The organism is Microbulbifer agarilyticus (genome assembly GCF_019800665.1).
GTDB classification, from domain to species: Bacteria; Pseudomonadota; Gammaproteobacteria; order Pseudomonadales; family Cellvibrionaceae; genus Microbulbifer; species Microbulbifer agarilyticus_C.
The window spans coordinates 1,049,685-1,064,367 of the sequence record NZ_JAHVKO010000001.1 but is presented as its reverse complement, the minus strand read 5'-3'; the positions used below and the strand labels follow the sequence as shown (position 1 = coordinate 1,064,367).

Genomic DNA, 14,683 nt, shown 5'->3' with positions numbered 1-14,683 from the left:
GCCGCAGAGATTGTTGGTGGCAGTGGAACATTAATAGATGCGTCAGGCGGTCGTGGATATCGAGCGGGAACCGGTGGTGGTGGCCGCATTGCACTCTACTATGATGCCATGTCTGGAATTATTCCGGCGGATGATATATTTGCGAGAGCCGGCACTAATTACTCAGCTGCCACCGCGTATGGTGGCCCGGGAACGGTTTATCTTAATGACCGCTCTTTACCCTCAAACAATGGCAAACTGCAGATCACTAACTGGGGTGGGAACGAAACTAATATTTACCAGCCCTATAGAATCAGTGGTCAAATCGATACGCCATTACATTTTCACGATACAAAGGCTGTTATAGCAGAAGGGGCCCACCTCGGAGCCCTGATTACGGGTTCGTCTTACGCCAGTGCTTATATAGCAGCGGAAGGTAACTTCACTGCCGCTAATGATGAACTAGTGGTTGATGGCTTTACGCTCGAACTCCCGCAGGATTACAGCTTTGATTCCATCACAGTTCAAAATAGCGGCAAGATAACTACCCCGGTGGCTTCTGATGTTTTCACGGCTGGTATTACCTTAAGTGCTACAGATTTTTATGTCAGCTCCAATTCATATATTGATGTGAGTGGCAAAGGACGTCGTGCGGAATCCGGTGCGCATTGGAAATCCGGTGGTAGTTACGGCGGCTCGGGTGGCATAGATCCATTATCAGGAACCGTGGCGCCACTTTTTGGTTCATTTGAGGCGCCGGCAGACTTTGGTGTTGGTGGCCAGGGCGTTGATGAATCTGCTGAGGGCAGCCGTGGCGGTGGTGCTATTAAGCTGGTGGCGAGCAATAAATTTGAAATCTACGGCGATATTCTCGCAAACGGTAATTACCTGCTAGACGCCGGTGGCGGTAGTGGTGGATCTGTCTGGATTGAAGCCGCAGAGATTGTTGGTGGCAGTGGAACATTAATCGAGGCATCAGGCGGTCGTGGATATCGAGCCGGCACCGGTGGCGGTGGCCGAATTGCGCTCTACTATGATGCTATATCCGGAATTGTTCCAAGGGATGACATATTTGCCCGCGCCGGCACTAATTACTCAGCTGCCACCGCGTATGGTGGCCCGGGAACGGTTTATCTCAATGACCGCTCTTTACCCTCAAACAATGGCAAACTGCAGATCACTAACTGGGGTGGGAACGAAACTAATATTTACCAGCCCTATAGAATCAGCGGGCAAATCGATACGCCATTACATTTTCACGATACAAAGGCTGTTATAGCAGAAGGTGCCCACCTCGGAGTCCTGATTACGGGTTCGTCTTACAACCGAGTTTATATAACTGCAGAAGGTGGCTTCACGGCTGCAAATAACGAACTGGTGGTTGATGGCATTACGCTCGAACTTTCGCAAGATTACAGCTTTGATTCCATCACAGTTCAAAATAGTGGCAAGATAACCACCCCGGTGGCTTCTGATGTTTTCACGGCTGGCATTACGCTAAATGCTACAGATTTTTATGTTGGCTCCAATTCTTATATTGACGTAAGTGGTAAAGGCAGTCTGCCGTCAAGTGAAGTGGGGTATAAATCTGGGGGCAGTTATGGTGGCCTCGGAGGTGTCTATTCTGGTGAACCCACTAACGCCGTTTTCGGTAGTGCGATTGCGCCCACTGATTTTGGAATGGGTGGCCGGTACCAAGACGATAGCCAAGAAGGCACGCGAGGCGGCGGCGCAATTAAACTTGTTGCCGATCGCTTGGAGCATCACGGGTTTATCTATGCGAATGGTGCTGGTAACTATAGCTATAAGGGAGCAGGCGCTGGTGGTTCTATCTGGATTGAAGCGGGAGAGCTGATTTCAGGTACCTTCGGCTATATATATGCGGATGGTGGTTATGGATCCTACGCGGGTGCCGGTGGTGGTGGCCGTGTTGCCATATATTACGAATCGGCAGAGGGGCTAAATACTGGACGTATTCACGCAAATGCAGGAGGTGCAAATATCACGGAGGCCTCCGCTGAGCATGGTACGGTTCATATTGCAGAGATCTCGGCACCGCCGCGCGTTCGCGAAGTAATTCCTAGTGGATATCACGATGTTTCAATTTCCGATGCCATTGTGCGTTTTAATATTGGCATTGATCAGTCTACATTGGATGTTAGCGATTTCGAGCTGCTGGATGGTACGGGTAGCCCGATCGAAGTGCTTGCGGTTCAATCACTAGACGATATCCGTTTTCAGGTTGACTTCGCGGAGGTCCTTGCAGAAGGCACTTATACATTAAATATCGGGCCGGACATATTCGCTACAAATGGACTTGGCATGGACCAAGACCAAGACGGTATTGAGTTAGAGCCGGTCGACGACAAATTCTCCACGCAAATTATTATTGATTTAACGGAGCCAGAAGCACTGACCTTGGATCAGCCGTCGGCACCGATAGTAATTGCATCAAACAGCCGCTGGGTCACGCTCTCGGGCAACCGCGAAGACAACACTGCAATTCTGGTCAACGGTAGTGAAATTGTGCCTCATGGCACCGGTAGTTGGTCTGGTAATTACTATTTGCCAGAAGGCGAGTCGACGATCTCCGTTGTTGCTCAAGACCAGAGTGGTAATCAGTCTGCGCCAGTACTGCTCGCCTACAACATTGATAGCAGGGCGCCGTCAATTAATGGTGCAAACCCTTCTGGTTCTCAGAATGTGGCTCCGCCATTTATTACTTTGGTCGTTACCGAAGAGGGCAGCGGCATAGACCTCGATGCCAGCGCACTCGATGTCAAGCGCAACGGCGTTTCCCTGGCTGGCTCCCTGGCCCTGTTCGAAGGGCAGGTGCAGTTCACCCCAGATGCCCCATTCCTCGACGGTGAGTACCAGATCATTGCCCGCATTGCGGACAATCTCGGTAACCTGTCGAGCCAGAAGACCTACAACTTCGTCCTGGATTACACACCGCCTGCACCAACAGTATTGGGTGAGTACCCGTCCATTACGACAGTAAACGCCCAGGCCTTCAGTGGTTCCAAAGAAGCGGGCAGCGCGGTACTGGTAAACGGTAGCCTGCAAGTGATTGAGTCTGCGTCGACGACCTGGAGCACACAGGTCGCATTGGTGCAGGGCGATAACACCATCGAGTTTGTGGTGCGCGATGCGGCGGGTAACGAGAGTACGCCTACCGCCGCCACGATCCGTTACGACAACAATCCGCCGGGGCAGGTAGGCCTGTCGATTGACCCGAACGGTCGTGGTACGGACCTGTTGCTGGACTGGAGTAGCTACGACGAGTTCACCAACGGCAACGACATTGGTGAGTATCGTCTTTATCAGGGCGCCGCGGCGTTTACCGATATCGCTGGCAAGACACCGGTTGCAACGGTCGCACAGGGTAGTAAGCAGTTCCGCGTGGAAGGTTTGCCGCGTGCGACCGCAGCACACTTTGCCGTGGTCGCGTACGACACCCAAGGTCTGTTTAATCCCGCGGTAACCTCTGTCTCCGCCATTCCAGTGGATGTGCAGGCCCCGGATGACATTGCCAACCTGGTCGTAGAGCCGGGCGCGGATAGTTTGTCGCTGCGCTGGAACCCATCTGCCAACAGCGACGGGGATCTGGCTGGCTATAAGGTGGCGTTTGTCGATGACGCCGAAGGCCGGGTAGACGATATCCCGCTGGCCTCGCTTCCTGATCCGGCCGCGATTGTGCAATACGCAGTGACGGGCCTGAGCCCAGCCACCGCTTATCCGATCCGTGTGTACGCTTACGATGCCTCGGGTAATGCCTCCAGTGGTGTCACCGATGCCGGTACCACCTTGCTGCCCAACCCGGCAACGGTCACTACCGAAGCGAAGAGCAGTCAGGTCGGTATCACCTGGTCCAGCGTGGCCCCGTACAATCTGCTGCAGAACTATGCCGTGTACGTGGAGGAAGCAACCTTCAGTTCCGTGGAAGGCCTGCAGCCCAAGAAGGTCCAGAGCAAAGGTCTCGCCTCCGACAGCGAACACACCTGGTCGTTGGCAGGCTTGAAGAACGGCACTACCTATTATGTGGCGGTGACCGCGATCAACATCTCCGGAGGCAGCGAGCCGCAAGTGACCCCAGTGGCCGTGACCCCCGTGGCCGATACCGAAGGCCCGGTGATCGAGTCTGCGGAGTACCAGCAAACGGGTCAGGGCGGCGCGCTGTTCGATCTGGCTGGCGTAGCGGAACTGTCCCAGGATGGTCGCTTCCAGATCACCGCCAGCGATGACTCGGATATCGCGCGGGTGGAGTTCTTCGTCGATGGTAACTTGCTCGGTACCGAGTATGCCGCGAGCAACGGAGTCTTCCAGCGCAACCTCACCTTGCAGTCACTGAGCGATGGCGAGCACGCCCTCACAGTGAAGGTCTTTGATGTGTGGGAGAACAGCACCATTGGCCAATACACCTTCCAGGTATTGCTGGCTTCACCGGCCGCACCGCAGATCACGGCACCGTTGGAAGGGTCCATCAGCAACCAGCCACTGGTTCTGGTCCAGGGCGATGCGGAGTTGGGCACCCAGGTGCAGTTGTATCGCGATGGCACTGCCGTCGGTGACTTGCAGCTGGTGAACAGCTACGGCAAGTTCCAGATCGAGATTACCCTGGAAGAGGGCAGCAACGGCATTACCGCCGCCGCCGAGTATCCCAACCGCAGTGGTGGCTTCGGTCCGCAAAGTACCGTGCGCACCCTCGAGCTCAACACATCCATCCCGGATGCGCCGGCGAACCTCACCGTCATCGAACGTGAACTGGGGCAGGTCTCCCTGTCCTGGGATGTGGTGGAAAGCAGTGATGCCGACAACACCATCGCCGGCTACAACGTATACCGCGCAACCAGCAGCTTCGGTTCTCGCCAGCAGGCACAGCAGCTCAACCATCAGTTGTTGAGTGAACCCAAGTTCAGCGACTTGCCCGCGGTGGATGGCCATTACTTCTATGCGGTTACCGCCGTGAACGAAGCGGCCACAGAAAGTGCATTGTCCAGCGTGGTGGAAGCCCATGCAGACAGCGAAGGCCCGCATGTCCTCAACATTACCTACCAATCCAATGGTGTGGTGGATGCGGCCAGTGGCCGTCACGCCCCGGGTAGTGTGGAGGTTGAGGTGCAGTTCGACGAACCGCTGCGCAATCAACCGTACTTTGCGATGGTGCCGGAAGGTGGCGTGCCGCTGACCGTGGAACTGAGCAAAGACTACAGTGATGACACCCTGTATACCGGCCGCTTTGTCATCGAGCCGGGTATGCGCTCGGGCACCGCGTATGCGGTCATGTCTGCACACGACGACGTAGGCAACCGCGGCACCGAGATCGAGCAGGGCGGTACGCTGCTGATCGATGCCCAAGGCCCGGAAGTGATCGCGCTGACACTGAACCCCGGTGCACCACTGCAAGTGGATGCGCAGGAAGGGCTGCTGGTGGAAGTGGTGGCGAAGCTCGACGGCGAAGTGAAGCCGGGCGCACAGCCCACACTGATCCCGCAGCTCGACAGCATTGCCATCACCGAGTACAGCAGTGGCATCAGCCTGACCCGCGATGCGCAGTCCATCGAAGGCGAACCCCTGTGGGTAGGCAGCTTCACCCTGCCGACGCGTGCCGGCCAGGATGCCGAGGGTAACCCCACCGTGGCGAGCCTCAGCTTCTTCTACGAGGCCGCCGACGACCTGGACAACCTCGGCAGCAAAGTGCGTGTGCGCAATGCCTTCCAGGTATACCAGGGCGACCTGCCGCCACTCGACATCCCGCAGAACCTCCGCGCGGTGGCGCAGCCCAACGCCGGTGTTGCCCTTACATGGGACCCGGTCGAAGATGCGCGCTACGTACTGTATCGTCGCGCCGAGGGCGAAACCGAGTTCACCGAACTACAGCGCCTCAGTGAGACCCAGGCAGACGATCAGCTCCCCACCGATGGCCAATACCAGTACGCCATTGCCAGTGAGCGTCGCAGCAACGACCAGATCGCTGTCAGTGCCCTGAGCGCGCCGGTAGCCGTCAGCGCCGACAGCATCGCACCGGCAGCGCCAACAGGTATGGCGTTGGAGCTGAACGGTGCCGGCATCGTCGCCACTTGGATCGCACCCACACAGGATGCCGAAGGCAATACGGAAGAGGGCGTGGCACTGACCTACAACCTCTACCGCCTCAACCTGGGCGAAGGTGAAAACGCCACCGCGGAACTGTTGCAGAACGTCACGCCGCTGCAAACCGGTATCCCCGAACCCATCGCGCTGGATACCAATCCCAGTGAGAGCCAGCACGCCTACGCCGTGGTCGCACTGGATGAAGCCGGTAACGCGTCCGCGCCCAGCGACACGGCCTACCTGAACTTCGGCTTGCTGCCGGTGAGTGACCTGAGCATCAGTGTTACCGCCGATGGCCATCCGCAGTTGCAGTGGCAGCACAGTGGTGCCGCTATTGCCGGCTACCGCGTGTATGTGGCGGGTGAAGCGGGTGAGGGTGAAGACAACTTGGTGGAGATCACCAACGCCTTGATCCCGCACAGCAGCAACCCCACCACCTTCGTGGATGATGCCTTCACCGCAGGCACCCAGGGTGTCACCGCCGAACGGCGTTACACCGTGATTGCTGAAGACGACCAAGGTGCCACCAGCATCGGCCACAGCCTGCTGTTGCCCGCGCTGTCTGTGGAAGTGGTTGAGCCGGAAGACGGCCAGTCCGCACTGGCCCGTGGCGTCATGAACGAAGTGCGCTTCCGTGTGCAGAACCGCGGCAGTGGTGATGCCACCGGCATCCAGCTCTTCGCCACCGTCAACGACAACGGCAGCCCACGGGAGCACCGCTCCGCCAGCTTCAGTGTTGCCGCCGGCGGCATCGTAGAAGTGCCGATCGTCATCGGTGGCTACGCCAAACTGGATACCCTGAGCGAACTCCAGTTGCGCCTCGAGCAGTCCCCGCTGCCCGGTGAAACCGTGTTCATCCACGCCCAGGATCAGGTGCTCGTCGGCGATGCCGCCCTGCGTCTGTCACTGGAATCCGACACCGTGTATCGCGGTGGCCTCGGCAAGTTCCGCTTCATCCTGGAGAACACCTCCGCGGTGGAAACCGAACTGCTGATGGCGCGCAACAACGGCAAGGCCGCCTCCGATGAAATCCGCATCCGCCTCGAAGACAGCGACGGCAACCTGCTCACCTTGCAAGACGTGCAGCAGTACACCGGCGATGTCATCACCGTGGCCAGCGGCGACACCGTGGCCCGCCTGCAACCGGGCGAACGCTTCACCTCCGAGTGGGTCGACGTCCCGGTACCGGCAGCAGCGCCGGATCGCATTACTGTCGCGCTGGAAGTGGACCACTTCCGTTACCACACCGGCAAAGCCACCCAGGTGATCATCGACGGCAACGGCACCCGCAGTCAGGTCTCCCTGCAGGAGACCGCCTATTACGGCGCCCTCGACACCGTCACCCCGGCCGAGATCTACACCGCCGAAGACACCGTTACCATCACCGGTCAGGCCCTCGACCGCAGCAGTGACACCGCCACCGGCAACGTCCCGCTGACCTTGGTGATGGAACTGCGTGGCTTCGAACGTCAGGCCTCCGTGATTGCCGACAGCGACGGCCACTTCAGCTACACCTTCGACCCGCAAGGGCAGAGTGGTACCTGGCGGGTCTCCGTCATCCACCCGGACAGCCTCGCGCGCCCCAACCAGGGCGAGTTCCGCGTGCTCACCTCCGAAGTGACACCGAACCAGGTCAAGATCCGTGTGCCGCGCAACTACAACCAGGTCGTACCGATTACCGTCAACGCTGGTTACGGCAGTGCGCTCAGTAACGTGCGCCTGGTCCCCGTCGCCGCCCCGGGAGAAGAAACCCTGCAGGTCCCTGCCGGTATCCACCTCGATCTGGGTGCCGTCATCGACCTTGCAGCACAAGCCAAAGGGGTGATTAACCTCACACTCTCCGGCGACAACCTCGCCCCGGAAAGTGGCTTCCTGTACTTCCAGGCCCGCGCCGACGTCAATGGCAGCGAGCAGGTACTCGACAACATCGCCGTGGAATACGAACTCTCGGAAAGCCGCCCGGTGGTCAGTGCCAGCCCGTCGTTTATCGACACCGGTGTCGTACTGGGTGACAGCATCACCGAACCCTTCACCCTCAACAACACCGGCTTCGACGTACTGCGTAACAGCAGCCTCGCACTGGTGGACGACGAAGGGAACCCGGCACCGAACTGGCTCAGCCTCAACGGCACCACCAACCTCGGCGACCTGGGTATCGGCGACAGCCGCGACCTCAGCCTGCAGGTGGCACCGGATGCCGGCGTAACCCAGGGCAACTACCGCTTCAAACTGCAGGTCACCGGCGATGGGGGCCACAGCTTCAGCGTGCCCATCTACGTTGCCGTCGTCACCGCCGAGATCGGCGACGTCTTCTTCCATGTCAGCGACATCTACACCGCCACCCTGGGAGAAAACAACCAACTGATCCCCGGGCTCCAGGGCGCCAAGATCGAACTGCAAAACGAACAGGTCCTGTCCGAGACGCGCACCATCAGCAGTGACGCCAACGGCGAAGCCCTGCTCAAAGACCTGCCCGCTGGCCGCTACAGCTATCGGGTCACCGCGTTCGATCACGAAAGTGTCTCCGGTCGCCTGTGGGTCAAGCCTGGGATCACCGTTGCCGAAGACGTCTTCCTGATGAACCAGATCATCAGCGTTGAATGGCAGGTAAACGAGATCAACCTCGAAGACCGCTACGAGATCAAACTCGAAGCCACGTTCGAAACCCACGTACCGGTCGCCGTCGTCATGCTCGACCCCCTCAGCATCACCCTCCCGGACATGCAGAAGGGCGACGTATTTACCGGCGAACTGAGCCTCACCAACTACGGCCTGATCCGCGCGGACAACGTCAACAACAACTTGCCCAGTGGTAATGATGTTGTGGAGTTCGAGTTCTTGGCGGAAGTACCGGCCACGTTGGAAGCGGGAGAAGTGGTGTACATCCCGTACCGGATTACCGCGCTCAGGGACTTCAACCCGAATGAAGAGGGTGATGCGACGGGTGCGGGTTGTGGTTCGTACAGTTACCAGTATCAGGTGAGCTACGAGAGCCGTTGTGCGAATGGCCAGGTAGTGCCGGGCGGTACGTCTACGCGTTGGGCGACGGCTTCCTATGGATCCTGCTCCACCGGCACCAGCAGCAGTTACTACTACGGTGGTGGTGCAGGCAGTGGCGGGGGCTATGGCGGGGGCTATGGCGCAATTGGTGGCGAAGTGGAAACCTTGCGGTGTGAGCCGCCTCCCTGTTTGGACGGTGGCTGCGATAAGGACAACACCAGCGCGAATTGACGCTGGCAGACGGCAAAACAAAAATTAGTGCGCGGTGGGTAAACGCCACCGCTCATTTTTCTAGACCAGGAAAACGATAATGAAGTTTTGGATTGGGGAAGCCGGGAAAAGTACGGCTGCAGTCAAATTTGCTGTGGGGGCATCGCGCTGGCATAAGACTGGCGTTGCAATGTGTGCATCGCTACTGGTTATGCTGCTCTCCACGCACGTTGTGGCAAAGCCTGGTATTAGCAGTGATGGCGCCATGCCGCGTCCCACCACTTCGCAGAACCTGGAAGACCTGGAAGACATGCAGGTCAAGGTGCTCGGTGGTTCCGTGCGTATGACGCGTCGCTGGACCAAAACCGGTTGGGAATGGAACAGTCGCTGGAACCCAATTCTGAACTATTCCCAGTTTAAAGCTGAATTGATCGCGGAAGATCTCGCTGATCTCGAAGCATTTGAAAGCGAGTCGCGTTTCGCGGCAATGGATATGTTTGGTAAGGGCATTATGCGGCCGGCACGTAGTGGCGGTGGTCGCCTGGCTCTCGCCTCACGCCAGCAAGCCGCAGCACCGAATTGCTCTCCGCCTTACAAATTCTATCTTTTCCGCAACGGTCTCTCGTACCGGCCGGAAAAATTTGTCCCAAATCTTCAAACCTGTATTGCCCCGGGCAGTGATACCTACCATGCGTTATTGAGAGAGACGATCACTAAAGACGGTAATAACTACACGTGGCGTGATCGTCGCGGCAACCTGATTCGATTCAGTGAAAATCGTATCGAGTATTACGAGGATAAAAACAATGTCCGCGTAAGTATGGAGTACGACGGTAACCGTATCACTGCGGTGAAAGATCACCATGGTAACACCGTGATCACATACCACTGGGAAGAGGTGGTGCGAGAGTTCGCCCAGGAAACAATCGTAACCTACCGGCTGCAGAGTCTTGAGGACTATACCGGCCGCACCGTGCAGTACAAGTATGGCACCGATGAAGCCGATCAGCTGACTTACGGGCAGCTACTTGAGGTGGTGGACGTGCGTGGTCAGAGCTGGCGTTACGAATACGCCTACCGCAGTGGTACTCAGCGTATTCTACAAAGTATGACCGACCCCAATGGCCGGGTGACTACCTACTCAGTGAATGCGGATGGCCACCTGAATGGCTATGAAACCGAAGATGGTGCTGGCGTTAGCTATACCCACAGTGTCAATAGTGAAAAACTCTATAGAGCCACCCAAAAAGACAACTCGGGAGTGATTACAGAGACTTGGTATAACGCAATGGGTTTGCCGACCAAGCAGATGGTCGGTGGTGAGCTGCAGTACGAAGTCGAGTATCAATTCTCAGATAACCTTGCGGCAGAGGACGTGGCGCGCCAGTACAATTACGGGGGGAATACGCAGATAGTAGCGGACGCCAACGAGACACCGGTTCGAATTCTCAGGGGTATACGTACAGACGCTCGTGGGCTGGAAACCATCGAGTACTACGACACCTTCCGCAACGTCACCCGCGTGGAAAACCCGGACGGCACCTACACCACCACCGAGTGGAATACCGATCTCACTTTGCCACTGAAAGAACGCGATGCACGCGGCCTGATTACCGAATACGCCTACGACGCCAAAGGAAACCTGCTGACGCTGACCGAAGCCGCCGGCACCCCCGACCAGCGCATCACCCGTTATACCTACGACGCCTACGGCCAGCTTAAAACCCAAACCACCGGTGAATCGGCCGCGGCCAACACCGCGCTCGCCACAACCGCTTGGGACTATGACCCCTACGGTAACGTCACCAAGGTCACCAGTGCGGAGCAGGAAGTTACCGAATACCGGGACTACGACGTAAATGGCTACGCGCACACCGTATTGGATGCGCGCCTCAAGACCTGGACGCTGGACTACGACGCAGTGGGTAACCTGCTGGCAGACCTCAACCCCTATGGTCAGGGCTTTAAGTACGAATACGATGCCGCCGGCGACCTGGTCAAGGTGACCGATGCCAGCGGCAGCAGCCTGCATATCACCAACAATGCCTCTAGCCTGCCATTGACGGTGACCGACGATGCCGGCAATTTGTTGAAGCTCGACTATGACAAGGGCAATCGCCTCGCCACCATCACCGATGCCGAGGGTGCCACCATTGGCCTGGAGTACGACGCACAGAACCGGTTGAGCGCCATTGTTGATGGGGAAAACAACCGCACCAAATATACCTACCAACAAAACCTGTTGAGTAAAATCGATTACCCGACTTACGCAGAAGAGCTGGGTTACGACAAGCGCAACCGTGCCGAACAGAGCAAGCAGAAAGCCAACAACCTGGAATACCTGCGAGCTTACGGTTACGACCTGGACAGCAACCTCACCAGCGATACCGATGCACTGGAAAATACCGAAAAATACGAATACGACGATCTGAATCGCTTGGTAGCCATCGTCGACCCGGTGAACGGGGAGGCCAAGAAAACCGAGTTTAGCTACGATGCCCGCGACAACCTGCTGCAGGTAAAAGACCCGGAAGGCCGCCTCACGGTTTACACCTATGACAAAGTCGATCGCCTGAAAACGGAAACCAAGCACGACTTTATCGGCACCAATAAGCAGCGCGTATACAACTACGATGGCAATGGCAATCTGGTGGAGGTCATCAACCCCCAGCAGGAAAAGCGGGGCTATACCTACGACGATGCCAACCGCCTGAGCAAGCTGGAAGTCTTTGCGCAAAAAGATAACGCGCAACCGGTCAAGGTGGTGGACTACCACTACAACACCAAGGCCCAGTACACCGGCTACACCCAGCAACCCGGTGCCGATATCGCCAATGCCACGGCGGATATTGTGCATCACGGCGAAACCTATACCTACGATGCCCTGAACCGGCTGGAAACCGTACAGGTGGATTACTACGGGGAAGGTGCGCAGGCCGCGGAGGTTGCCTTCTCAAAAAGCTACGGCTACAGCTATTACGGCAATGGCCTGAAAAAGACCTACACCAACCCGGAAGGCATTACCTACACCTACTACTACAACAAGAATAACCAGCTGGCGGCGGTGCATGTGCCCGGGGAAGGGCAGCTGGCGTGGACCGACTTCAACTGGCTGGCCCCGCAAACCTTGTTATTGCCCGGTGGCAACAAAATTACGCTCGCGTACGATGATTTTCTGCGGGTGAAAGAGCGAATTCTGGAGGACTCAGCGGGTAATGATAAAGCCTCGGCGGTCTATGCCTACGACCTAGAGAGCAATATCACAAATATCGATACCGAACATGGCAACTATGCCTTTGGCTATGACGACCTGTACCGCCTTACCGAAGCCGATTACCCGGTAGCCAATGCCGCAAACGATGAGCAGTTTGGGTATGACGGGGTTGGTAACCGTACCGATTATGCGGCCGGTGAGGTTGAGGGGACGAGCGGCGAAGCCGCGGGGACGGAATTTATTCCGTCCTCCTCTGAAGTGCTGGACTACAACGGCCACAACCAGCTAACCGCCATCACCGGCGATGATCCGGCCAGCTTCCAGTACAACGATAACGGTCATACCACCCAGAAAGTACAGGGTGGGGTTACCTGGGATTACCGTTACAACCATGAAGAGCGTCTGGTTGCCGTCGACAAAAACGCCGCGACAGTTGGCGAATACCGGTACAACCCTTACGGCCAGAGGATTCGCAAGCAGAGTGATAGTACAACTTATTTCCTCTATAACGAAGAGGGCATGGCTGCGGAATATGATACGGGTGGGAATCTGATCAAGGAATACCACTTTAAGCCGGGTATGCCTTGGATGACTGAGCCCCTGTTCCAGCGGGTGGCATCCGGTGAAATTTACTATTACCAGAATGATCATTTGGGTACGCCTCAGCGGATGGTGGATAAGTCTGGGGCTGTGGTTTGGGAGGCGCGGTATGAGGCTTTTGGTAAGGCGGATGTCGTCGTTGAGATTGTCGCTAATGATTTAAGGTTTCCGGGGCAGTATTTTGATGCGGAAAGTGGGCTGCATCAGAATTTGTTCAGAGACTATGATCCTTTGGCAGGTCGATATATTCAAAGTGACCCGATTGGAATTTGGGGTGGTCTGAATAATTATCGATACGCGAATGCTTCGCCCACTTTTTTTGTTGATCCACTAGGCTTGTTTGGTTTTCGCGACGTTATGGGGTTTGTGCCTGTGTTGGGATCTCTGCTAGATGCATATGATGCATTTCGCTGCGGAAATTTAGGTGAAGGGTTACTTAATGTTGGGCTGGCAGTTATGGAGGCAACAGGTGCGGGTCTTATTGTGAAGGGCCTTAAGGTTGGAACTATGAAGTGGGCAGCGCGAAAAGAGATCGATCAAATTTACAAGGAAAGCAGAAATTGGCCTCAAATGAGACATAAACTGCAGAAAGCCGGCCATATTCCTAAAAACTCTAGCTCAACACCTAGGTCAGAATGGGCCACTACCGATCACATCTTCGTAAAGCAGCGGGATGGAAAACCACATTCTCTGACAAATCACCCGGCGAATTTGCAGACTAATGTAAGTCAAAGCATGAATTCAAAGTTTGAACATATGTCTCCGTTGGAGCGAGCCAAACATCTGCCAGGATGGATGAAAGGGGGTGCCGCGGGAGTTGGCGCGTATGGTGCTGGATTGGCTGATAGTCCATGTGATTGTTGATGATTGTTTTATAAGGAGGGAGGTTGACTGATGTCCTCGATCGCAGCGTTTTTTCTTACAATTTTTTTGTTTCTAATATTTACTGCCACAGTATTCTATTTCGTATTTTATAGGTCGAAAGAGGGGGGTGATGATGAAAGGGTAGAAGGGAGTGAGGCCGTTGTGCGTGTGATGGATGTTTCGGATGTGAAACTCATTGAGCAAAAATTAGGTGTGGTGTTGCCGAAAGAGTATGCTGATTTTCTTCTATGCGAACGCCCCGTGTGTATAGATTCTACTGCGATTATCGATTACGCCCCTGCAATTATTGGCGCGACACTGGAATATCGCCGAGGCGCGGACGGATTGCCGATGTGGCCTGATAGTTATGTATATATTGGAGATGAATCAGATGCATGCCCATACGTGATTGATTGCTTTGATGGGTCCGTTATGCAGCTGGACAAAGGTGATTTCAGGAAGCCGCCAATTTCGAAATTTGAGCGATTTGACGATTTTATCTCTTTTTATATAAACGTGATGAATGAATGATTGAGCGAAATTGATAAGCATAAAGAAGCATAAAGAAGCATAAAGAAGCATAAAGAAGCATAAAGAAGCATAAAGAAGCATAAAGAAGCATAAAGAAGCATAAAGGGGACAGATCTATTTGAAGTGCCCAAATAAACAAGGCAGGGAGTTGCGCCTAGAAAATGTAGAGAATAGCTATGCCAAGGAAGGCGC

3 protein-coding genes are annotated in these 14,683 nt (G+C 55.8%); all 3 read left to right on the top strand.

Translation table 11 applies throughout. The features are described from left to right. The first annotated feature begins 108 nt into the window (after positions 1-108). The gene (locus KUV22_RS04345; protein ID WP_222228681.1) at positions 109-9,303 is read left to right on the top strand and encodes a fibronectin type III domain-containing protein; all 9,195 of its coding nucleotides are present in this window, start codon (positions 109-111) and stop codon (positions 9,301-9,303) included. Between the two features lie 79 nt (positions 9,304-9,382). Beyond that, positions 9,383-13,960 carry an RHS repeat-associated core domain-containing protein gene (locus KUV22_RS04340; RefSeq protein WP_222228679.1) on the top strand — a complete coding sequence of 1,526 codons (4,578 nt, stop codon included), beginning with the start codon at positions 9,383-9,385 and terminating at the stop codon, positions 13,958-13,960. 30 nt (positions 13,961-13,990) lie between these two features. Continuing rightward, the gene (locus KUV22_RS04335) at positions 13,991-14,491 is read left to right on the top strand and encodes an SMI1/KNR4 family protein (RefSeq protein WP_222228677.1); all 501 of its coding nucleotides are present in this window, start codon (positions 13,991-13,993) and stop codon (positions 14,489-14,491) included. Positions 14,492-14,683 lie beyond the last annotated feature (192 nt).

What these genes read in the sequence shown, in the direction of transcription:
- KUV22_RS04335 (WP_222228677.1), top strand. Translation starts at nt 13,991, where the DNA reads ATGTCCTCGATCGCAGCGTTTTTTCTTACAATTTTTTTGTTTCTAATA.
- KUV22_RS04340 (WP_222228679.1), top strand. Translation starts at nt 9,383, where the DNA reads ATGAAGTTTTGGATTGGGGAAGCCGGGAAAAGTACGGCTGCAGTCAAA.
- KUV22_RS04345 (WP_222228681.1), top strand. Translation starts at nt 109, where the DNA reads ATGTCTGGAATTATTCCGGCGGATGATATATTTGCGAGAGCCGGCACT.